The sequence below is a fragment of the Syntrophomonas sp. UBA1041 genome, from assembly GCF_002316705.1.
GTDB lineage: Bacteria > Bacillota > Syntrophomonadia > Syntrophomonadales > Syntrophomonadaceae > DTU019.
The window spans coordinates 8892-31784 of the sequence record NZ_DCEA01000053.1; the positions used below are offsets into that span (position 1 = coordinate 8892).

Genomic DNA, 22893 nt, shown 5'->3' on the forward strand with positions numbered 1-22893 from the left:
GGCTATATCTTCATCGCTAACCACTGCCAGGCCGCCGATCACATCGCTGTGCCCGCCTATAAATTTAGTGGCGCTATGGACGACTATATCCGCGCCCAATTCCAAGGGGCGCTGCAGATAGGGGGACATAAAGGTGTTGTCGACGATAACCAAAAGGCCGTTTTGCTTGGCAATATCAATGGCTGCTCTTAAATCCGTTATTTTCATCAACGGGTTGGAAGGGGTTTCCAAAAACAAGGCGCGGGTATTATTTCGGATAGCTGCTTTAATTCGATCCGGATCCGCTGCGTCTACAAAAGTGCTGTCAAGGCGGAAACGCTTAAATAAAGAATTCATGATGCGAAAGGTGCCGCCGTAAACATCTTCGCAGACCACGATATGGTCGCCCGCCGCGAATATTGACAAAACCGATGCTGTAGCGGCCATGCCGGATGCAAAGGCAAAACCCCTATGCCCCCCCTCCAACACCGCGATAGTGTTTTCCAGCGCCTGACGGGTAGGATTGCCCGAGCGCGAATAGTCAAAGCGCTGCGCTTTATTTATGTCGGATTGATGAAAGGTGGAAACCTGGTGAATGGGTATACTTAGCGCCCCGGTATGTTCGTCTATCTCATTGCCGTTGTGGATTAGCCTGGTGCCAAAACGCATCTTTTCCTCCCTTAATTTACGTATTTCGGAAACTGTCGCAATACAACTGAGTTAAGCCAGCGCCTGCTTTAAATCATCGATGATGTCTTCCACTGCTTCGATCCCAACCGACAGACGCAATAATTTTTCATCTACGCCCAAATGATCCAGTATTTCTTTGGGTATGGAGGCATGCGTCTGAGTAATGGGATAAGTAATCAGACTCTCTACCCCTCCCAGGCTTTCAGCAAAGGCAATCAGTTTAACCCTGCCCAATATTGCTTCCGCCAAGGCCGGGTCCCTGACAGAGAATGAAATCATAGCCCCGAATCCGGAAGCCTGCTCTCTGCAAACAGCATGCCCCTGGTGATCGCTTAACCCAACGTAATATACTTTCTCCACCCGGGGGTGGTCTTTAAGCCAATTGGCAATAATGCGGGCATTTTGCTCCTGTCTCTCCATGCGTATAGCCAGCGTTTTCAAGCCCCTCAAAATCAGCCAGCTGTCAAAAGGCGCCAGAACGCCGCCAATAGCGTTTTGATAAAATCTCAGCCGCTCCTCCAGGACTTGGTCTTTCACGATGACAAAACCGGCCAGCGTATCGTTGTGTCCTCCCAGATACTTGGTAGCGCTGTGAACCACGATATCGGCCCCCAGCTGTAAAGGCCTCTGCAAATAAGGAGTGAGAAAGGTGTTGTCGACAATCGTGAGCATTTGATGAACCCTGGCGATTTCAACCACAGATTTTATGTCGGTAACCTTCATCATGGGATTGGAAGGGGTTTCAATAAAAACAGCCCGGGTATTCGCTCTGATAGCATTAATAACGTTCTCAGTTATGCCGGTGTCAAGATATGTAAAGTCCAAACCGTGCTTTCGCGAGATTTCTTCGAAAAGCCGGTATGTCCCTCCATAAAGGTCATCAGACACCAATAGGTGGTCGCCGGGCGAAAATATTTCACAGAGCGTAGCGATAGCCGCCATGCCGCTGGAAAATGCAAATCCCGCCAGCCCCCCTTCCAAATCGGCTATGGTTTTCTCGATTTCTTCCCGGGTCGGATTGCCCGAGCGGGTATAATCATAGCCGGTGCTCTGTCCCAGTCCCGGATGCTTAAAAGTAGCCGTCTGGTAAATGGGGAAGCTGATCGCCCCGGTGTGCGGATCCGCTCCTTTATGACCCCTTACGATCTTGCTCTCTATCCTCAGCCCCATCTAAGCTGCCTCCCACCATAAATCAGTCCCATTCGCAGTAAATCGCGGTTGTTATTATTATTCCAATAGTTTTACTGCTTTTCAGCCCAAAAAATTATTGCCCTAAATTGCCTAAATATAGAACATAAGCGACATATGCCCTTGCATTTTCTTATACTCAAGCAGCAAGTCTTCCAAAGTAATGGCGTCAACCACGCTATTAATGCTCTCGTTGATTTGATCCCACACCTGTTTCTTCAAACAGTATTCAACTGGATTTTTTGATTCGCTGTCCGCGCTGTCGCCCGCGACAACCAAATCCCCTTCAAGGGCACGAAGTATTTGGCCGACCGTAATGCGGTTAAGACTGTCAGCCAGCACATAACCTCCCTGAGCCCCTTTTACACTGTTGACCAAACCGGCTTTTCTTAAAATTGAAAAAACCTGTTCCAGATAATTGGAAGAAATATTCTGCCGTTCAGCAATCGTATTTAAAGCCACATGATCGCCGCCCGAGTTTAGCGCCAGATCAAGCATGGCCCTCAAACCGTAACGGCCTTTGGTGGACATTCTCATAATTCAACCTCCAGATAGTTTTCTTATATGAATAATAATATATCCGCAAGAGCGGATGCAAGTATAATTAACATGGCTTTATTACCGGCTGCTTATCCTGGAGGCGATGATACCTGTATACAGCCGCTTTGCACAAATGCTTTATAAGCGGCCAATTTCCTATAATATTTATAGGATTCCCGGTTTATTTATACCAAAACCTCAGGCCGGCATCAAATAAATTTCAGTCAAACCGTTGACAGTTTCAGACAGCTACGGTACCCTTTCACTATTCCTATTTATTCTATAGATTTTATAGTAATATGATTATGCTGTTTAACCGGGGCAGCTTTGTATAATACTAAGCAATACCTTTTGATCATTAGGAAGGATATTCAATGTTTAATGCCATTTTATGCCGTTATGGAGAGCTGGGATTAAAAGGAGACAACCGGGGTTATTTTGAAAAAACCCTGTTGAGCAACATCGTGCAGGTCCTGGAACCTCTAGCGGGGGTTTCGGTAAAGCGTCTTTCCGGCAGGATACTGGTGACTTACCAGCAAAATGTTGAGTCAGTTTTGGAGCGATTGCGCCTGGTCTTCGGCCTGGTATCAATAAGCCCGGCGATAGTAGTTAAACCCGATGTGGAGGAAATATACCAGGCGGCAGAACATTTATTTAGCGGATTTTATAATGCTAAAACCTTCGCGGTACGGTGCCGCCGTTCGGATAAGCGTTTCCCTATGAAATCCCCTCAATTGGGGGCATGGTTGGGCAGCCGCATCATTGAAAATCACCCCGATTTAAAAGTAGATCTGGGCAGCCCCGACCTGGCAGTCAATGTAGAAGTCAGGGAGAGCCTGGCGCTGGTATATGCAGCTGTTTACCCAGGCCCCGGCGGCCTGCCGGTTTCAAGCAGCGGCCATGGCGTTTTGCTGTTGTCGGGAGGCTTGGATAGTCCGGTGGCGGGATGGATGGCCATGAAGCGAGGCATTAAACTTACAGCGGTTTACTATCATAGTTTTCCTTTCACCGGCGACCACGCCAAGCAAAAAGTCATTGATTTGGCCAGGAGGCTGGCCGCGTACAACCGCGGCTCCATGCAGCTGGTGATCGTGGATGTGGCATCCATCCAAGAAACGATTATCGAAAGATGCCCCGAAAAACTGCGGGTAACCCTGTTGCGGCGTATGATGCTGCGCCTGGCGGAAAGCCTCGCGGCTCAAATAAAGGCTCAGGTGCTTATAACCGGCGATAGCGTTGGTCAGGTTGCCAGCCAAACCCTGGAAAGCTTAAATGTGATTTCAGAGGCGGTGGATATGCTGCTGCTGCGCCCGTTATGCGCTATGGATAAAACCGAGATTACCGCTTTAGCCCGTCAAATAGCGACCTATGAGACTTCGATACTGCCTTATCAGGACTGCTGCTCGCTTTTCCTGCCCCGGCACCCGGCCACCCGCCCGGCTTTACGGGAAACTTTGCAGGCTGAAGCCCTGGTGGAATGGCAGCCGCTCCTGGAAAATGCCTTCAATACCCGGGAAGTAATTAATCTGGCGGCTTCGCTGAGCTAGATCTGGGGGTAAAATAAATTGGGCACCGACAATATTATCTATCTTGATAATGCCGCCACCACCGCTGTGGCGCCTGAAATTGCAGAAGCGATAAAGGAGATTATGGTCCATAATTACGGCAATCCCTCATCTTTGCACGGATTAGGCCTGAAAGCCGCCAACCACCTTAGGGCGGCCAGGACAACGCTGGCCTCCTGCCTGGGAACCGGAGAAGACGAAATTATCGTCACTTCCGGGGCCAGCGAAGCCAATAACCTGGCTCTGCTGGGCGCAGCCCTGGCCAACCAGAGAAAAGGGCGCCATATTATTTACTCGGCCATAGAACATCCCTCGGTTATCGAACCCATGAAGTTTTTAAGTCAAAAGGGTTTCGAGGTTGAAGTCTGTCCCGTCAATAAGCATGGAATAGTTGAGCAGCCGGTACTGGCGGATATGGTCAGGGAAAGCACGATTTTAGTCAGCATTATGATGGTCAATAATGAAATCGGCAGCGTGCAGAACATCGCCGGCCTGGCTAAAGCCGCCCGGACTGTGAATCAGAAAGTATACTTTCACTCCGACTGTGTGCAGGCTTTTGGTAAAGTTATGGTAAAACCCCGCCAGTTGGGTATTGATATGCTGTCGCTGAGCGCCCACAAGCTTCACGGTCCCAAGGGCGTGGGAGCCCTTTATCTAAACAAGGGCATTAAGTGGAACAGCCTGTCACTGGGTGGCGGCCAGGAAGGAGGCCGCAGGTCGGGAACCGAGAATGTTCCCGGAGCGGTCGGGTTTGCACTGGCTGCGGAAAATGCCTGTAAAAATCTCGAACCTGACTGTCGCCACATGTACAGCCTCAAAGAGCACCTGCTGAGGCTGCTCGGTGAGCAGGATATACCATTTGCAGTCAACGGTCCCGATCCATTGGATTCATTATATTCCGCTCCCCATATTCTCAACATATCTTTTCCCGGAATCAGAGGCGAAGTTCTCATGCACTTTTTGGAAAGAGATCATATTTACATCTCCACCGGGTCGGCTTGCTCCTCGCAGAAAACCAAAAGCAGCCATGTTCTAAAGGCTCTCAATCTGCCTGGCGAGCGGGCCGACGGCGCGGTTCGCATCAGTCTGTCCCCCTGCAATAACCGGCAAGAAATAGTCCGCCTGGTTGAATCTCTAAGCCGGGCCGTTTCGCAAATAAGAGACCTGGTATAGATTCCTGCAGCCTTGGACACCGTTTCTCAACAAGCTCGACTCCATACATCACCACTCTGGTAAAATGAGATATCAATACTATTTCCCCGGCAGTATGCTCTTGAACCGTTAAGTATAACGCCAGTGATCGAGGAGGGATTGAGATGGACCAGCATGATCATCATGATGACAGTCACAGAAAACACTTGGACCATGCGGCTGCCGCTGACAAACCCGGACCCACATCCGAACCAGGGCGTCACCACCCTATTCATGCCAGTCATTCCGCACCACCCTCCCTTGAAACAACCGAACCCCATAATACTGGAGCTAAAAATCTACATGTTCATGCCCATCCTCAAACCATGAATTCGCAAGTAAATCATGCTATCGACCACAGCGCCCGTAATGGTCATTCAAGCGGTCACGGCAAAGGGCAGCATGCCCATCATAATCCGAAAGTGTTTTTCAAAAAACTGTGGTTATCGGCCCTGCTCACTATTCCGGTCCTGGCCGTCAGCCCTCATTTTCTGGCTTTGCTGGGCATAATGGCTCCAAGTTTCCCGGGAAGTCATTATATCGCTCCATTGTTTGCAACCCTGGTCTTTTTCTATGGCGGCCTGATCTTTCTCCAGGGGGCCGGGGCGGAAATCAAAACGCGCCAACCGGGAATGATGACCTTGATCGCTCTGGCTATAACCGTATCCTACGGCTACAGCTTATTGGTTACTTTTGGCCTGAACGGCGAAGAGATTTACTGGGAGCTGACGACTTTGATCGTAATCATGCTGCTCGGACACTGGCTGGAAATGAGCGCGGTCCAGAATGCGGGGAGCGCCTTGAATGAAATGGCCCGGCTGCTGCCCGATACAGCAATTAAAGTCAAGGATGATGAACTGGTCGAAGTGGCGGTTACCGAACTGAGGGCAGGTGACCTGCTTCTGATCCGCCCCGGCGCCAGGGTTCCCGCTGACGGGCAGGTAGTCCAGGGCAACAGCCTGGTCAATGAGTCTATGGTCACGGGAGAATCGGTTCCAGTCGCCAAGCAGCCGGGCGATAGTATCATTGCCGGTACGATTAACGAAGACGGGGCCTTAAGAATTCAAGTGATGAAAACTGGCGCTGAAACCTATCTGGCCGGAATAATGCGCCTGGTGGAAGAAGCCCAGAAGTCCCGGTCCAGATCCCAGGTCCTGGCCGACCGAGCCGCCTTCTGGCTGGTCATCATTGCATTGAGTTCGGCACTGCTTACCGCCCTGGCCTGGAACCTGGCCGGAGCTCCCTTAAATATCATTATGGAGCGGGTGGTGACGGTTATGGTAGCGGCCTGCCCCCATGCTCTCGGTCTGGCCATCCCGCTGGTGGTGGCTATATCTACGACCATTACCGCCAGAGCCGGTCTTCTGGTTCGCAACCGGCTGATGCTGGAGGAAGCCCGGAATGTCAATTGCGTGGTTTTTGATAAGACCGGCACACTGACCAAAGGAGAGCATAAACTTTCCAAAATTATTCCCGTTGCAGGGTTTACGGAAGAAAAGGTGTTGAGCCTGGCGGCTGCGGCTGAATTTGAGGCGGAGCATATGCTGGGTCGTGGAATAGTAAATGCGGCCCGGGAGAAAAACCTTGATATTCCTCAGGCTGCCGGCTTCGAGGCCATGCCCGGCCGGGGCATAATAGCCCAAATTGACGGTCAAGAGGTGCAGGTGGGAGGTCCCAACCTGATAAGCTCGCTCGGAATCAGCCTGCCGTCCGAATTATTTGAATCCCTCCAGCACTCCGATGATCTGGGTATAACCAGCGTTTATCTGGTAGTTGACAAAAAGGTCGCCGGTTTATTGAGCCTGGCTGATGTAGTTAAGGAAGAATCGCAGGAGGCTATAAACATCATAAAGGCTATGGGCATCAAAGTGGCTATGCTGACCGGTGACAATGGCGCCGTGGCGGCTCAGATCTCCCAACAAATCGGCATCGATGAATATTTTGCCGGCGTCCTTCCGGAGCACAAGGCGGATAAAATACGTGAGCTTCAAAATCAGGGCTATCGCGTGGCTATGGTGGGAGATGGGGTTAATGACGCCCCCGCTTTGGCCCAGGCCGATGTAGGCATCGCCATCGGCGCCGGAACCGATGTAGCTATAGAATCGGCCGGCATCATTCTGGTCCACAACGATCCCCGCGATGTAGCCCGTTTATTCAAAATATCCAAAGCGACTTATCGAAAAATGGTCCAGAATCTGGCCTGGGCCACCGGCTACAATGCCGTGGTTATTCCGCTGGCAGCGGGCGTGCTGGCCCCCTGGGGATTCGTTTTACCGATGGCGGCCGGAGCCGTGGTGATGTCTTTAAGCACCATCATCGTGGCGATCAATGCGCAGTTGTTGAAGAAATACCTGTGATGCTTACAGATGCCTCAATAAAATTTATAATTAATTGCCCCTCTAGCATGCTTTTATTATAAAATGTCAGTGTGTTGATTCTATGAAGATTTTAAAATCTAAGCTTTGTTATAACCTATCGGTTGTTCGGTATTACCCCAAAGCTTTGGGATATAAGCCGGCACTCTCCGAGCATACTTCCGGTACTCGTCGCCAAAGGTTTCAATCATAATATCCTCTTCCCGTTTTGACAATCTCTTGTACATATACATCAAAATAGGCGCCATCAAAAACGTGATAATGGTGGGCCATTGAACCAAGAAACCTAAAATTGCAAGAGAAAACCCGACGTATTGAGGATGGCGCACATATTTATATATTCCATCAGTTACCAGATCACCTGATCCAGCATGTATTTCTCTCCACCCTATGGCAATGATGATCAATCCGCTAAAAATTAAAATGTTGCTCAACGGATGCAAAATGCTGAATAGAACCGGTGATCCGCCCGCTAATGTTACCCATAAATGGCCGTTCATATGAGAATAAGGGTTCAACACCGGATACCTGCTGCCTAAAATGCTGGTCAGAATATATATAGTCAGGGGAAAACCAAACATCTCACTGAACAAAGCAACTAGAAAAGCCATGAATGCTCCTAATGTCTGCCAATCTCTTTTAGTAGCAGGCCTAAAAGCCGAATAAGCAAACAGACTGAATACGACTACGTTGAAGACCACCATGGTCCAAAAACCGTAAGCATACGTCTCACTGAAGCCCATAAACGATCCCTCCCTAAGAATACAAATCGAATTTATTCTCTATCCCAGGTTATCATTAATATTAAGAATCGTTTGTGGTGATTTTATGAAGATCTTAAGTTAAGTTGCCACTCCTGGGCTTGGCGTTCACCCTTTACGCCACAGCATAAATATTCTCTTTAAGCTAGCCGGCCATAAAATTTAAGCAATACTTTCTAAGGCCTGTTCGAAGTCTTCGATCAAATCCTCGACATCTTCCAGGCCCACGCTGATCCTGATAAGGTCCTCGTATACTCCCATGCTTTCCTTTTCCTCAATAGTATTGGTGATATAAATGGTCGAAGCCGGGTGTATGACCAGGGTTCTCACGTCTCCGATATTGGCCAGATTGGTGGCGTATTTGAGATGGTTAATCAGTTTAAAAGCATTCTGTTTCGAACCTATCCGTATAGTGAATATTGCTCCATATCTGCCGCCAAACTGCCCGGCAGCCAGCTGGTGATCCGCATGCGCCTCCAGCCCGGGGTAGTTGAGGGCCAGAACTTTGGGATGGTTTTTTAAGGCCGAAGCCAAAAGGAGAGTATTCTGACATAGCCTTTCCATCCTGAGTCCCAGGGTCTCAAGACCGATGCCGTTTAGGAATGCGTTAAAGGGAGATAAACAGGCCCCGAAATCTTTGAACAAGCCTTTTCTAAGTTTGGCCAGGTAAACAAAAGCTCCGAACTTTTTGAAATCCTTTAAAGAGGAATAACGCTCGTAATTCCATTTGAATTTACCGCTGTCCAGGATGATACCGCCGATGGAATTACCGCTGCCGTTAATATACTTGGAAGTGGAATGGATGACGATATCCGCTCCCAACGCAATAGGTTTGACCAGATAGGGTGTGGTGGCAGTGTTGTCCACCACCAGAGGAATTCCATGGCTATGAGCCAGTTCTGATATTTGCTGTATATCCGGTACGTCCAGTTTGGGATTGCCAATGGTTTCGATATAGATCAGCCGGGTTTTTTCGGTTATGGCGTCCTCGAAGCTCCTGATGCGGTTGTCTTTTACATAACAGGTCGAAACCCCGAAGTCCTCCAGGCCTTTAAACAGTGAATGGGTACCGCCGAATATTCCAGTTCCTGATACGATTTCTTCACCGCTTTTCAAAATGTTCATGACCGCCAGAGTGACGGCGGCCATGCCGGATGAACAGGCCACCGCGCCCACGGCCCCTTCCAGATAGGCCAGCCGTCTTTCAAAAGCTTCAACCGTGGGATTGTTGATGCGGGTATAGATGAATCCCGGTTGAGTGCCTTTAAATATATTCTCCAATTCCTCAGCCGTGCTATGTTCAAAGGAAGAAGACTGGTATATGGGAATGTTGGTGGCCCCGGTTTTCTGGTCGGAAGCAGCCTGACCATGGATCAGCGCCGTATTAAACCTCATAACAAGCCGCCTTTTTCAACCAGCATGGTGTAGGTTCCATCTTGATTGTTTTTTATCTTAAGGACCTTATGGCCTTCGTCCTTAAGACTTCGGGGCACGTTTTGAATGGGTTCACCCTCGTTGATCAGCACTTCAATAACCTGGCCGTCCTCCAGCTCTTCAAGGGCTACCTTTACTTTAACAAAGGTTACCGGGCATACCACATCGCTGATATCTACAAATGCCCGGGCTTTTTCTGCACTCATGAAAAGACCTCCTGCAGTTCCTTCTCCAATAAATCCCAACCCGCCCGGTCCAGCAGGGTCCCAAAGCGCTCTGAAGCCCTGCCGTGCTTGTCAAAGAAGGCCAGGGTAGCCTCAATGACTTGGTGCAGCTCTTCAGTGGAAAATATAATAGGTAAAAGCTGCCTGCCCACTGCAATCCGGTTTCCAAACAGCCCTCCAAAATATACGATGAATCCGCTTTTTCCCTCCCAGGCCTCGGTGGGGCAGGATTTAACGCAGCGCCCGCAGTAGTTGCACCCGCTTTTATCGAAGGTCAGGGTTTCACGGTCCTGGTCAACCTTAATGATCCCGGCTGAACAAACCGCTTCGCACAGGCCGCAATAGTTGCATTGATCTTCAATCCATTCCGTCAGCATACCGCCTTTAATCCCCAGGTCGTTTTCTTCGGCTTTCAGGCAGTTGTTCCGGCACCCGGTGATGCCCAGCTTAAATTTATGCGGCAGGTCCCGGGCGTAATATTTTTCATCCAGCTCCGCAGCCAGGGAAGTCGTGTCTATCAAACCGCTGGGGCAAACCCCGTTCCCCTGGCAGGCGGTGACGGTTCTTACCCGGGGTCCGCAGGCTCCGGGCTGCAAGCCCGTTTTAGCTAATTCCTGCTTTACCGTGTCTATGTCCTCCAGCTTGATAAAGGGTATTTCTATCCCCTGGCGGGAGGTCATGTGGATGTATCCCCTTCCGTACTTTTCCGCTATTTCGTTAACCGTGCGCAGCTGTTCGGCTTTAATCTGCCCACCGACGATGCGCAGGCGCAAAGAAAAATGTCCGGCCTGCACCTGCCGCATAAAACCGCCTTTTTTGAGTTCTGCATAATCCACCTGGGCCATGTTTATTCTCCTCCTATCACTAAATCTTCCGGACTGACTTCTTTATTAACAATGAGGAAGCTCTTCAATACAGGGTTTTGTTTTTCCGCCAGCGATAGAATCATATAACTTTTGGACGGGTCAAAAGCCAGTCTGATATCTTCTCGGGAGGGCCGGGCCGGAGTCGCCGGGTGGCTGTGAAAATTGCCCAGGAGCACCCATCCATTGACTCTCATATCCTTTACAGCGGCAAATTGTTCTTTGGGGTCCATGGAAAAGTGCTCCGGGCTTTCATCGATGTTGCGAAGGAAATACACTTTTTCCACGCGCTTCTCTTCATTTTCCAGTCTTCCCGCCAGCAGGCCGCAGGCTTCATTGGGAAGTTCGGCCAGGGAATAATCTATGATTTCATCATAATGTGATTTATATATATGAATCATTTTCTCACCCTGCATAGCAGTTATTTAAGTTCGCAATGCGCCTGTTCATAGTCTTCAAGCTGATGGATGCCGGGGTTGTCGCCGCAAACCGGGCAGCTTTTGCGCTGCGCTATTTTCACCTTCCTGAACTCCATTTTCAGGGCGTCATAGGTCAGAAGATAACCATTAAGCAGACTCCCCACACCCAGAATGTACTTTATCGCTTCGCTGGCCTGAAGGGTTCCGATAATTCCGCCCATAACCCCTATAACTCCGGCCTGCCGGCAGGTGGGAACCGCATCCGGGGGAGGCGGGTTCTTGAATATGCACCGGTAGCAGGGGCCCTGCCCGGGAACATAGGTCATGGTCTGCCCGTTAAACCTGATGATTCCCGCATGGGAAAAGGGTTTTCCCGCCAGGACGCAGGCATCGTTGATCAGGAATTTGGCCGGGAAGTTGTCGGTCCCGTCAATGATAAAGTCATAATCCCGGTCTTTAATGATGTCTCTAATATTGTCGGCCTTTATCCATTCCTGATAAGTCACCACCTCAACATCGGGATTCATTTCATAAATAGTCTCCTGGCCGGAGAGCACCTTGGGCTTGCCTACATCTTTGGTCGAATGTATAATCTGCCTCTGCAGGTTGGACAAGTCGACATCATCAAAATCCACCAGGCCGATGGTGCCGATACCGGCCGCGGCCAGATACATGGCGGCCGGCGCCCCCAGTCCGCCGGTGCCGATAATAAGCACCTTCGCGTTTAAAAGTTTGGCCTGTCCTTTGCCGCCTACTTCTTTGAGGATGATATGCCGGGAGTATCGTTCCAGCTGTTGATTCGATAAACTCACTATTTCCCACCGCCCATATAGTATAGAAACTCGACTTCATCCCCGTCCTGGATGTTAAATGAAGCGAAATCATCCTTATCGATTATTTCTTCATTAACCTGCACCGTCACGTATTCCGGCATTTCAATTTTGTGAACGATTAAAAGTTCATCAACGGTAAGGGCGTCATGATCAAACATAAAATCTTCTCCGTTAATCTTAATCTTCATAATCAGGCCACCTCCGCATAAATCTAAATATCTGATTGCCTCACTCATTTAGCAAAGCTTTAAATAAAATAATCCACCTCCGCAATCCTGCGTTCATTTTCAAACCTGATATTTCTGAATTTCATAAAATCCATCCATTTGTCGGCCAGGACTGCTGGTTTTTTTGCCTCGCCCTCATCCGCGGTCAGGTATTCGCTGATGAAAAGATTAAACGATGTCCAATCGTTTACTTTTATATAAGCGCCGTGAATATCGATCAGTGGAACGGAATCAGATCTATACTCATGAAGCCCCACTATATTTTCCAGCCGCGCTTTGCGGATGCGGGCCGCCAGTTTTCCAGTCAGATCGATGACATCTATATCCTCTGGGTAATGGTAGCTCTCTCCCATAAGCGGCAGCACGTCCCCGGGTTCAAAGGTATTCGGCCGGCCCGGGTATTTACGCAGGATTCCGTCAGCCAGGGTGAAATAGTATTCGTCAAAGCATTGCACGTCCATTATGGTTTGGTTTTGAGCCAGCCTGGTGGCGTGCTGAATTTCTTTTACCAGCCCTGATACAATTCCCCCGCCGCTGACATCATAGCCGTCAACCAGCACAAACCTTCCGGTGCCCGGATGGTTTTTAAACTCGTCAAAGCTGATAAGCTCTTTGCTTCTTATGGTCACTTCAGCCACATCGTTGGTCTTGATTTGGGCCGCGTTTTCAAGCGCATCCAGGGTGGTGGCGTCGATGACTTTGCTTATGGATACGATTTCGCACTCCTGTTCCTGGGTGACCAGCTTTAATTTGTATCTTTTTCCTTTTACCAGAGGGGTCTTACCCATCCAGAACAAATTGGCTTTAAACAGGTCCGATACCAGAGGCGCCCCGTTCTTATGGCTGATGAACTCCCCTCTTTTATTAAAAAATTCATCTTCAACCGTGATGCCTACTGACATGCCAGCCGAAACAGCGTCCCTTTGATCCCTCTTTGCCCAGTACTCGATGGATTTTACTCTGGTTACCTTATTGCCGGGTGATATCAGAATCTCATCTCCGACCCCAAGCGTTCCCGACTCGATCCGGCCCGCGATAATTCTTCTCTGGTCGAATTTATACACATCCTGAACAGGAAAGCGCAGGGCTTTGTCCTCTAAACCCTTATCCTTCTCGAAGAGATCTATTGCGGCCAGGACAGGCTCGCCCTGGTACCAGGGCATCTGCTTGGAATTTGCGGTCAGGTTCTCCCCGTAAAAGGCGGAAATGGGGATATATTTCAGGGGGTAGACGTTCAGGCTGTTCAGGAACTTATTCATTTCCTGCCTGATTTCATGGAATTTCTCCTGGGAGTATTCGATCAGATCCATTTTATTGACCACCACATAAACCTTTTGAATCCCTAAAAGAGAAAGGATATAGCCATGTCTTTTAGACTGTTCCTGCACTCCTTCCCAAGCGTCAATAATAAGCAAGGCCGCCTCGGCATTGGCCGCACCGGAAATCATGTTCTTCAAAAACTCTTTATGCCCGGGCGCATCAATGATCACATAATCTCTCTTTTCAGTGAAAAATTGCAGCTGGGTGGTGTCGATGGTGATTCCCTGCTTCTGCTCCTCTTCAAAGGCGTCCAGCAAATAAGCATATTCAAAGGGCTTGCCCTTTTCCCGGCATATCTTCTTAACCCGTTCAATCTTGCCTTCGGCGACGGATTTGGTATCAAAAAGCAGCCTGCCAATAAGGGTTGATTTACCATGATCCACATGCCCTACCACCACGATTTTCAAAATCTCTCTATCCTTTTGCATAATCAACCTCTCCCGGCTTATTGGTCTACTGCGGTTTACATATACCCATCCTTGCGCAGCTTTTGCATGGCATAGGCGTCTTCCTGGTCCTGGGCTCTACCGGCTCTTTCGCTCACCTGGGTGTTTCTTAACTCCTCGATGATCTCCCCCACCGTGCTGGCCTGGGAATCTATTTTCCCCGTGCAAGGTGCGCAGCCCAGGCTTCGGTAGCGCTTACCGTTTTTCGCAAAATACAGATCTACCAGGGGAATCTTTTCGCGTTCGATATAAGCCCAGATGTCTATTTCATTCCAGTGCAGGATGGGATGCACCCGTATATGATTGCCCTTGGGGAAATCAGTTTTAAATTGGTCCCAGAGTTCAGGGGGCTGGTTGGTATAATCCCATTCCGAGTCTTTGTTGCGTTCGCTGAAAACCCTCTCTTTGGACCGGGAGCCCTCTTCATCCCGCCTGATGCCCAATATTAAACCCTCAAACTCATAATTGCTTACCACCTGCTGCAATGCATCGGTTTTTAAGGCCCGGCAGCATTCCAATCTTCCCTGGTCAGGCCCCATGCCCGCCTCCAGGGCTTCGTTATTGCTGTGGACGATCAAATCAAGATGATATTCCCGGACCATTTGATCCCGGTACACAATCATTTCAGGAATCTTCAAGGTTGTGTCCACATGAATCAAAGGAAAAGGAGAATGGCCGAAAAAGGCTTTTTTGGTCAGCCACAGCAGCACTGTGGAATCCTTTCCGATGGACCACAACATCCCCAATTTGCCGAATTTCTTATACGCTTCTCGCAAGATATAGATACTTTGCGCTTCCAATCTATCCAGATGATCCATGTTTCCTCCCTAGTAGCGGTTGGCTTCTTTTTTCCGAACCGTTATTGCTTCCTCTCCACCCGATGGTTTGATAAAAACCCAATGGATATATTCGTCATCCTGACGGGTGTGGAGGGTGGTGCCCCTTCCCCCCAGATCAGCGCCCAGGAAGTATTTGATGGCCCCAAAAGCGCATTCCTTGACGCAGGCCGTGCAACCCCAGCAATCTCTGGGAAAACGGCTCATGGTCTTACCCGAGGGGGCCTCGTAAAGAAGGCTCCCCGGGCAGACATCCCGGCATTTGCCGCATCCTGTGCAAGTTTCACTGTCAACTCTTATGCTCATAGACTTCATCCCTCTTTACCAGGTCTCTGAATACGATCTTTATTTCTCCATCCTCAAAGCGGGAGTTAACATATTTCAACCAGTTGTCATCGTCTTTCCCAGGATAATCAATATTTTCCTGAAAGCTGTGCCACCGCGTCTCCTTGCGGGCCTGCAGATGTTTGATCAAACTTTTGCACACGTACAGGCGGTCGGTCACTTCGTAAATATGCATGAGGCCATGGAGATCCGCAGCTCTCAAGTCCGCACTGCCGGCCAGAAGCTCATCGATATACTTCTCAGCCAGCGCCAGCCTGCTGGAGTTTACGGCATAGCCCGAAGATATGCCTCCGGCATACTCATCCATCACCTTTTGCATAGCCTCTTCCATATCTTCCGCCGTAAAGATTCCGGGATTGCCATGAAGACGGCGGTTCACTTTCTCAAGCTTTTGCATGGTTTCCAGCTCTTCAAGCTCTTCAAAACTTTGCTCCTTAATATATTCCAGTGCCGATAGGGCGGCAATCTCACCCTCAGCCAGGCAACCGGTCACATATTTCTGGGGACTGCCTCCGGCCACGTCTCCAGCCGCATACAGGCCGGCCAGGGTGGTGGCTCTGCCGGTATCCACCCAGTAGCCGCTGGCCGTGTGCCCGCCGACGATATAAGGTTCGGTCCCCTCGATTTCCACGTTTTCTTCAGCCGGACCGCGCCCGTTCTCCATCCACTTCAAGGCCTGGGCCGGAGCCATATTCAGGTAGGCCTTAAATAATTCCGCTTCGTCTTCCCGGTTGATTCCGGCGGTCTTTAAAAAGCAGGGACCGCTTCCCCTTTTATTCTCTTCCACCGTGGAATAGATGCGGATGTGGGTTTTCGGGGGGCCGTACTTCCGGTCATATTCCTCGCCCCGCGAGTTTACCTGCGGCGCCCAGACGCCCTGAGCTATGGTTCCGGTGGGTGCAATGGTGTCCTTGCATCTTAAGGCGATGAAGCGCATTTCAAAAGTGGTCATTTCCGCTCCGGCCCGTATCCCCATGGCATAACCGGCCCCGGTGTTAAAGGGGCAGTACCACATCTTGTGCCTGGAAAAACCAGGGTTGTTGGGCCGGTATAACCCTGCCGCTCCGCCGGTAGTGCAGATGACCGCCCGGGCTCGAATCACGTAAAAAATATCATCATCCAGGGAAAAGCCATAAGCCCCGATTACCTTCCGGTTGCTTACGATGTAGTCAATGACGTTCACCCGGTTCAAAACTCTTACATGCGCCTTTTCTTCAACCGCTTTAGCCAGCAGCGGTTTGATGTTTTCCCCGTTGATTTTTATGTTCCGGTTTCCCCGGGAAACGTACTTCCCGTTTTCGTCCTTTTGGATAATCAGCCCCAGGCCTTCCAGCTTATGCGCAACCCGGTTTAAGTTCCTGGCCAGGCCGTAGACCAGATCTTCCCGAACCAGGCCTTCGGAATCGTTTATTACATATTCCAGGTAGCTCTCCGGCGTCTGGCCCTCTACTATGTAGGCATTTAAGGCATTCACACCGGCGGCCAGGCAGCCGCTGCGTTTGATATTGGCTTTCTCGGCAATAATCACCGTACATTCTGAGTTTTCCGCTATCGTAACGGCCGCAAAACAGCCGGCGGTTCCGCCGCCAATAATGAGTATATCCGTGTCCAGCGTCTCTAGTTTTAACTGCATGGCTTTCCACCCTCTTGCTGCTAAATTCTACCTTTCAACCCTGTCGAGCCGTTTTCACCCTCGACCTCCAATAGATTGCTTAGTTTAGTTATCTATTTACTAGGTTTTATCCGGCAAACTTCCCTTTTTAAGCCTCAATTCATAGCTTTCCGGAAGCGCCAAAGGATAAGCGTGAGTCGCGTGAGTCCGTGTCATATACGCTTTTATTATTTATACAATGTTCAAATACCATAGCCGCTGACCCTATTGCAATGGTATGATCCCCGAAATTTCCGCCCTGGCTGAAAAGAACCCCCTCTTTAATACTTTTATAGCACTTTCTGTCCGCCACTTCCGTACATTTCTGGTAAAATAACTTCGATCTCTTGATCAAGGGCCCGCTTAATATGACCAGACCGGGATTTAAAAGATTGATGAAATTCGCCAATCCGGTTCCTAAAACTACTGCCGACCCGGTAATGATTTCTCTGGCCAGTTCATCCCCTTCTTCTGCTGCCTGGCAAATATCTATATAGCTAATCTCATCGATCGATTTCGAAACCTTTGAAGCCCTGCCTTTCTTTAACTCCGCAATAAATTTTCTGCTTATGGCCCCTATCGAAGAATAGCATTCTATACAGCCATAATTTCCACAGGCGCAAGGCTCTCCATCTACATCAATAACCATATGGCCGAATGCGTCTTCCGCATCATTGACGGTCCGAATAATAGTTCGGGAAGAAATGGTCCCGGTTCTGATCCCTACTCCGCAATGAATATAGACCAGATTGGAGTGGTTTCTGCCCTGGCCGAACAGCATTTCCGCCAGTACTGCGGTATTGGCCCCGTTGTCTATAAACACCGGACACTGAATTTTATCCTGCAGCATATCTTTCACATGTACATCGTGCCATCCCGGAGCCGCAAAGTTGACGGGGTTGTTTATAATTCCCTTTTCTCTGTCCATGGGGCCCACAGTGCCTACCCCAACCCCCAGCATTTGGCTTCCTGGAGCCTTTATCTGCTGCAAGCCGTTTTGAATAATCCCCCTGACCATCTCCAGCGTTTTCTCGGGGGTATAGGATGCATCCATCGTAAACTGCTGCTTATAGAGAATTTCCATCTTTAAATCGGTTATGATCACCTGGGTATAGGTTCTGGAAATGTCCACCCCTGCCAAATAGCCCTGACTGGCATTTACATCATACAGGGCCGGCTTTCTGCCCCCTGTGGACTGCCCTGTGCTGGACTGAATGATTAAACCTCGCTTTTCCAAAGGCTCCATCACCCGATTCAAGGTACTGAGTTTCATATTGGTAAGAAGCAGGAGTTCGTTCTTGGCCCGAGGACCATTCTTATGAATAAGATTAAATATTTTTTTGGCGTCCTGGGTGAGGCTTCCAAACACCTTGCGGATATCTTCCATCCCTTTTTCCCTGCCTTCCATGTAACAATTATCAGTTTAAATACTTTTATTTATTTTGACAATAAGTTTTTTGCCATTATGGGAAGAAGTTTGTTGACATAGGGTTGATAAACCAGTAAACTCATTATAGCATAGTAAACATATAATAAAAGTAAGATTTTATTTAAATTGGAGGTGATCCCAATAAAAAGGCCTTACAGGAAAACCTAAGTAGCGCTAGCTTTTTGGGCGATTATTTTTCATTTAAACTTAAAAACAACTTTTGTTCAAAAAGGAAAATTTTTTTCTTTTAATACCCACTAATTATATCTGAATACTTATCTATTAAGGAGGGCTTAATATGATGAAACCCCAAAAACGGAAGTTGGTTTATAAAAATGGACTGGTCTTGCTGCTGGTATTGTTGCTGCTTATTCCCGTAGCAGGTTGCTCTCAGAAGACATCTGGCCAAAAAACGGAGACGAATACGAATCCCCCGGCAGTCACCCTGCTAAACGTTTCCTATGATCCTACCCGTGAGCTGTACCAGGAGTTCAACGCTGACTTTGCAAAATATTGGAAAGAAAAAACCGGGCAGGATGTAACCATCGAACAGTCACATGGAGGATCAGGCAGCCAGGCCAGGGCGGTGTTGGACGGATTGGAAGCCGATGTGGTGACCCTGGCTTTGGCATATGATATTGATTCTATCAACAAGAATAAAGAAATTCTGAATAAAGATTGGCAAAAACGTTTAGCCAACAATTCCACCCCGTATACATCAACGATCGTATTCTTGGTGAGAAAAGGAAATCCCAAGAACATAAAGGACTGGAATGATCTAGCTAAGACCGGCGTGTCAGTTATTACGCCCAATCCGAAAACTTCCGGGGGCGCTCGCTGGAATTACCTGGCCGCCTGGGGCTATGCACTTAAAAATAACGGCAATGATGCCGCCCAAGCTCAGGAATTTCTTAAAAAGATATTTGCCAACGTACCGGTACTTGATTCGGGCGCGCGGGCTTCAACCCTGACCTTTACCGAACGAGGCATAGGAGACGTGTTTCTTTCCTGGGAAAATGAAGCTTTCCTGGTCACCAAGGATCCTAAAAATGCGGATAAATACGAAATTGTGGTCCCTTCCGTAAGTATATTGGCGGAGCCGCCGGTAGCAGTCGTCGATTCAGTTGTAGATAAAAAGGGAACCCGTGAGGTTGCGCAAGCCTATTTAGATTATTTGTATACTGAAGCAGGCCAGGAACTGGCTGCTAAGCACTATTACAGACCCAGGAATGAGACGGTTGCTCAGAAATATGCCTCGACGTTCACTACCGTTGAACTGTTTACCATTGATGATGTTTTTGGCGGCTGGAACAAGGCGCAAGCAGAACACTTTAATGATGGAGGCATATTCGACAAGATCTATACCAAGAAATAAGAGAGCCAGGTAGAAATAAGGTGGAGCGGTTCGAACGTGTTTGCTGCTATAGACATAGACCTGAGAACCGCTCCATTATCTTTTTGAGGTGGATTTATGCATTCGACAATGAAATTGCTAAGAGTAAAGCAGCCAAGCGTTATACCCGGTTTTGGCATTACCATGGGTTATTCCCTGTTGTATCTTAGCCTGTTGGTTTTAATTCCTGTTGCTATGGTTTTTATTAATACCTCAAGTATCGGTCTGCCAACATTCTGGGAAATCGTTACGACGGAAAGAGTTATGGCCGCCTTGAAAATTTCTTTTGGGACTTCTTTCCTGGCGGCGGCAATCAATGTTTTTTTGGGGTTTCTCATGGCCTGGGTTTTGGAAAGATACTCATTTCCCGGACGAAAATTCATCGACGGCTTGATCGACTTGCCTTTTGCCCTTCCCACCGCGGTGGCAGGTATCACGCTTACCACCCTGTATGCTCAAAATGGCTGGATCGGTCAACTGGTTGCCCCTTTGGGAATTAAAATATCCTATACGCCATTGGGAATAACCCTGGCATTGCTGTTTATCAGCTTTCCCTTTGTGGTTAGAACGGTCCAACCGGTTTTGCAGAGCATGGAGCTTGAGGCTGAGGAGGCGGCGGCATGTTTGGGAGCGACCCAATGGCAAACCTTTTACAAAATCATTATACCGGCGCTGCTTCCTGCTCTCATTACAGGTTTTGCCCTGGCTTTTGCCAGAGCTCTGGGTGAATATGGATCGGTCGTCTTTATTTCCGGAAACATGCCCATGCATACGGAAATAGCGCCTTTATTAATTAGAACCAAACTGGAGCAGTATGATTACAACGGTGCTACGGCGATTGCCGCGGTCATGCTGATCATTTCCTTCTTGATGCTGCTGTTCATCAATTTCACGCAATGGTGGGCCGGCAATAGAGAGAAAACAACGGGTTAGGGGTGATAAAATGGCTGGAAATGTTGCTGGTGGTACAACGATGAACAATCCCAATCATGGCCGGCCCGGCCGTGAATCAAAAGCTGTGCGGGCTATTCTGATCGCTGTGGCGCTCATGGCTTTTGTGGTCGTACTGGTCATTCCGCTGGTCTTCGTGTTTGTAAAGGCTTTTGAGCAAGGAACAGGCTTATATTGGGCAGCCATAAGCGATCCGGTAGCCTTAAAGGCTGTGAAGCTTACGCTCACTGCCGTTGTTATTGCGGTCCTGTTCAATACGGTCTTCGGCCTTACGGCTGCCTGGGCCATAGCTAAGTTCAGCTTTAAAGGCAGGAACGTATTAATTACTTTAATTGATCTGCCCTTTGCAATTTCGCCGGTTGTGGCAGGATTAATATTTGTTTTGCTCTTTAGTACGACCCATGGACTTTTTGCCCCCCTGTTAAACGCATGGGATCTGAAAATAATCTTTTCTACGCCCGGCATTATTCTGGCTACATTATTTGTAACCCTTCCTTTTGTGGCCCGGGAACTGATTCCTCTAATGGAGGCGCAGGGAACTGCGGAAGAGGAAGCGGCCCTTACCTTAGGCGCAAGCGGCTGGAAAACTTTCCGGCTTATCACCCTGCCCAATATCAAGTGGGCCTTATTATACGGGGTCATGCTGACAGCGGCCAGGGCTGCCGGTGAATTTGGCGCGGTATCGGTGGTGTCGGGACACATAAGGGGCCTCACCAATACGATCCCTCTCCATGTGGAGATCTTATACAACGAATATAAGTTTACGGCTGCTTTTGCGGTTGCTTCATTATTAACCTTTATTGCCCTTTTGAATCTGATTATTAAAAATGTTGCCGATTGGAAAATGGAGAAACAGAATCAAGTTTCTAATCCATAAATCTTTGAACTGGTACAATGTTCCGTATGTTGTACTGGGATCACGAGTTGGGGATACGGGCTTGAAAGCCAGACGTCCCTACTGCAGGGAGGATACAAATGAGCATTGAAATTTCCAATGTTATCAAGACTTTTGAATCATTTAAAGCGCTTGATGATGTAAGTTTGACTATAAATACCGGTGAATTAGTGGCTCTATTGGGTCCCTCCGGGTCAGGCAAGACCACGTTATTAAGGATAATTGCCGGACTGGAAACCACTGATGGCGGGAAAATAATTTTCGATGGTGAGGACAATACCGGAAAAAGCACTCAGGACCGGCGAGTAGGATTCGTGTTTCAGCATTATGCACTGTTCAAACACATGACGGTTTTCGAAAACATTGCCTTTGGCTTAAGGGTTAGACCTGCAAAACTGAGGCCCGGCAAGGAGGCAATCAATAAAAAGGTGCATGAGCTGCTGGCTTTAGTCAAGATGGAGGGATTGGCCAGGCGTTATCCGGCCCAGCTTTCCGGCGGCCAACGGCAAAGAATAGCCCTGGCCCGGGCCCTGGCAGTTGAACCCAAGGTATTGCTGCTGGATGAACCTTTTGGCGCTCTAGACGCCAAGGTCAGGAAAGAACTGCGCCGGTGGCTGCGCAAACTCCATAACGAATATCCCATAACCAGTGTTTTTGTTACGCATGATCAGGAAGAAGCCCTCGACGTAGCTGATCGGATCGTTATTCTGCACGAAGGCCGGGTAGAACAGATCGGCACACCGGAAGAAGTTTATGACAATCCTGCCAATGCTTTTGTTTATAATTTCCTGGGCAATGTAAATCTTTTTCATGGCCGGGTGCACAATGGGAAGGTCGAAATCGGTTCTCTAAAACTCGATGTGCCTGAACATGCCAGTACTACTGATAGAGACATAATAAGCTATATACGCCCGCATGATATCGAAATCAAAACCTTCCCGGAGGGAAAAGGTTTTATAGAAGCCGAGGTTTTTTATATACGGGCGGTTGGGCCTATAGTAAACCTTGAACTAAAGCGGTTGGACAACGATGATTACGTTGAAGCCGAAATAAGCAAAGAATACTTCCGGCAGTTGAATTTCCAAGAGAAGCAAAGAGTCTATATAAGACCACGAGATTTCAAGGTATTTATCCCCGATGACTGGTCGATTTAACGCAGGGGCGGTTCGCGAACCGCCCTTAAAACAAAAATTAGCCAAACGCAAGGGCACGGCTCGCTGTGCCCTACAAGTCATTTGTGAATAAAGTTTACCCCGGCAGAAAACGGCACGCGCGCGTGCCGTTTTCTTTAATTAGGAGGAGTATGATATAAAATCCTGGGTAATCCAACTTATGCGC

The 22893-nt window shown here is 48.7% G+C and carries 22 protein-coding genes; 7 read left to right on the forward strand and 15 right to left on the reverse strand.

Annotated elements, in window-relative coordinates; all coding sequences use genetic code 11:
• The 3 genes from B2633_RS07705 to B2633_RS07715 all read right to left on the reverse strand — a co-directional run.
• On the reverse strand, positions 1–648 hold a 648-nt coding region (locus B2633_RS07705; RefSeq protein WP_483170021.1), incomplete at its 3' end, for a trans-sulfuration enzyme family protein.
• A gap of 51 nt (positions 649–699) precedes the next feature.
• Entirely contained in the window at positions 700–1839 is a 1140-nt protein-coding gene (locus B2633_RS07710) for a trans-sulfuration enzyme family protein (RefSeq protein ID WP_483170022.1), read from the reverse strand.
• Between the two features lie 111 nt (positions 1840–1950).
• The gene (locus tag B2633_RS07715; RefSeq protein ID WP_483170023.1) at positions 1951–2394 is read right to left on the reverse strand and encodes an RrF2 family transcriptional regulator; all 444 of its coding nucleotides are present in this window, start codon (positions 2392–2394) and stop codon (positions 1951–1953) included.
• A gap of 377 nt (positions 2395–2771) precedes the next feature.
• On the opposite strand from B2633_RS07715, the gene thiI reads away from it, so the two are divergent.
• The 3 genes from thiI to B2633_RS07730 all read left to right on the forward strand — a co-directional run bounded on the left by thiI (position 2772) and on the right by B2633_RS07730 (position 7510).
• Positions 2772–3944, forward strand: a complete 1173-nt coding sequence (thiI, locus tag B2633_RS07720; RefSeq protein ID WP_483170024.1) for a tRNA uracil 4-sulfurtransferase ThiI — start codon at positions 2772–2774, stop codon at positions 3942–3944.
• A gap of 18 nt (positions 3945–3962) precedes the next feature.
• Positions 3963–5135 carry a cysteine desulfurase family protein gene (locus B2633_RS07725; RefSeq protein ID WP_483170025.1) on the forward strand — a complete coding sequence of 391 codons (1173 nt, stop codon included), beginning with the start codon at positions 3963–3965 and terminating at the stop codon, positions 5133–5135.
• Positions 5136–5278: 143 nt separating this feature from the next.
• On the forward strand, positions 5279–7510 hold the full coding sequence (locus tag B2633_RS07730; RefSeq protein ID WP_483170026.1) for a heavy metal translocating P-type ATPase: 2232 nt from the start codon (positions 5279–5281) through the stop codon (positions 7508–7510).
• 98 nt (positions 7511–7608) lie between these two features.
• On the opposite strand, the gene B2633_RS07735 is transcribed toward B2633_RS07730, so the two are convergent.
• The 12 genes from B2633_RS07735 to B2633_RS07790 all read right to left on the reverse strand — a co-directional run bounded on the left by B2633_RS07735 (position 7609) and on the right by B2633_RS07790 (position 18295).
• The gene (locus tag B2633_RS07735) at positions 7609–8271 is read right to left on the reverse strand and encodes a methyltransferase family protein (protein ID WP_483170027.1); all 663 of its coding nucleotides are present in this window, start codon (positions 8269–8271) and stop codon (positions 7609–7611) included.
• 180 nt (positions 8272–8451) lie between these two features.
• Positions 8452–9684 (reverse strand): O-acetylhomoserine aminocarboxypropyltransferase/cysteine synthase family protein, encoded by a 1233-nt coding sequence (locus B2633_RS07740; protein ID WP_483170028.1) that lies wholly within the window; start codon positions 9682–9684, stop codon positions 8452–8454.
• Positions 9681–9929 carry a sulfurtransferase TusA family protein gene (locus B2633_RS07745; RefSeq protein ID WP_481039273.1) on the reverse strand — a complete coding sequence of 83 codons (249 nt, stop codon included), beginning with the start codon at positions 9927–9929 and terminating at the stop codon, positions 9681–9683. Before B2633_RS07745 ends, B2633_RS07740 begins: the two co-directional genes overlap by 4 nt.
• The gene (locus tag B2633_RS07750) at positions 9926–10792 is read right to left on the reverse strand and encodes a 4Fe-4S binding protein (protein WP_483170029.1); all 867 of its coding nucleotides are present in this window, start codon (positions 10790–10792) and stop codon (positions 9926–9928) included. The genes B2633_RS07745 and B2633_RS07750 overlap by 4 nt, the downstream gene beginning before the upstream one ends.
• A gap of 2 nt (positions 10793–10794) precedes the next feature.
• A complete protein-coding gene (locus B2633_RS07755; RefSeq protein ID WP_483170030.1) occupies positions 10795–11211 on the reverse strand; it encodes a M67 family metallopeptidase in 417 nt (138 codons plus the stop codon).
• Positions 11212–11231: 20 nt separating this feature from the next.
• The gene (locus B2633_RS07760; protein ID WP_483170031.1) at positions 11232–12041 is read right to left on the reverse strand and encodes a HesA/MoeB/ThiF family protein; all 810 of its coding nucleotides are present in this window, start codon (positions 12039–12041) and stop codon (positions 11232–11234) included.
• Positions 12041–12250, reverse strand: a complete 210-nt coding sequence (thiS, locus tag B2633_RS07765) for a sulfur carrier protein ThiS (RefSeq protein WP_483170032.1) — start codon at positions 12248–12250, stop codon at positions 12041–12043. Before thiS ends, B2633_RS07760 begins: the two co-directional genes overlap by 1 nt.
• Before the next feature lie 59 nt (positions 12251–12309).
• Complete coding sequence (locus B2633_RS07770; protein ID WP_483170033.1) at positions 12310–14037, reverse strand: sulfate adenylyltransferase subunit 1; 1728 nt, start codon at positions 14035–14037, stop codon at positions 12310–12312.
• Between the two features lie 35 nt (positions 14038–14072).
• Complete coding sequence (gene cysD, locus B2633_RS07775) at positions 14073–14873, reverse strand: sulfate adenylyltransferase subunit CysD (RefSeq protein ID WP_483170034.1); 801 nt, start codon at positions 14871–14873, stop codon at positions 14073–14075.
• A gap of 9 nt (positions 14874–14882) precedes the next feature.
• Positions 14883–15197 (reverse strand): 4Fe-4S dicluster domain-containing protein, encoded by a 315-nt coding sequence (locus B2633_RS07780; protein WP_483170035.1) that lies wholly within the window; start codon positions 15195–15197, stop codon positions 14883–14885.
• On the reverse strand, positions 15181–16869 hold the full coding sequence (locus B2633_RS07785; protein ID WP_483170036.1) for an adenylyl-sulfate reductase subunit alpha: 1689 nt from the start codon (positions 16867–16869) through the stop codon (positions 15181–15183). The genes B2633_RS07780 and B2633_RS07785 overlap by 17 nt, the downstream gene beginning before the upstream one ends.
• Before the next feature lie 139 nt (positions 16870–17008).
• Positions 17009–18295: an ROK family transcriptional regulator gene (locus B2633_RS07790; protein ID WP_483170037.1), complete on the reverse strand. Its 1287-nt coding sequence runs from the start codon at positions 18293–18295 to the stop codon at positions 17009–17011.
• Between the two features lie 319 nt (positions 18296–18614).
• Here B2633_RS07790 and B2633_RS07795 point away from each other — a divergent pair, with 319 nt between their 5' ends.
• The 4 genes from B2633_RS07795 to B2633_RS07810 all read left to right on the forward strand — a co-directional run bounded on the left by B2633_RS07795 (position 18615) and on the right by B2633_RS07810 (position 22709).
• Positions 18615–19691, forward strand: a complete 1077-nt coding sequence (locus tag B2633_RS07795; RefSeq protein ID WP_483170039.1) for a sulfate ABC transporter substrate-binding protein — start codon at positions 18615–18617, stop codon at positions 19689–19691.
• 108 nt (positions 19692–19799) lie between these two features.
• Positions 19800–20642 carry a sulfate ABC transporter permease subunit CysT gene (gene cysT / locus B2633_RS07800; RefSeq protein WP_483170041.1) on the forward strand — a complete coding sequence of 281 codons (843 nt, stop codon included), beginning with the start codon at positions 19800–19802 and terminating at the stop codon, positions 20640–20642.
• 40 nt (positions 20643–20682) lie between these two features.
• A complete protein-coding gene (gene cysW, locus B2633_RS07805) occupies positions 20683–21537 on the forward strand; it encodes a sulfate ABC transporter permease subunit CysW (RefSeq protein WP_483170042.1) in 855 nt (284 codons plus the stop codon).
• A 98-nt stretch (positions 21538–21635) separates the two neighbouring features.
• The gene (locus B2633_RS07810; protein WP_483170043.1) at positions 21636–22709 is read left to right on the forward strand and encodes a sulfate/molybdate ABC transporter ATP-binding protein; all 1074 of its coding nucleotides are present in this window, start codon (positions 21636–21638) and stop codon (positions 22707–22709) included.
• Positions 22710–22893 lie beyond the last annotated feature (184 nt).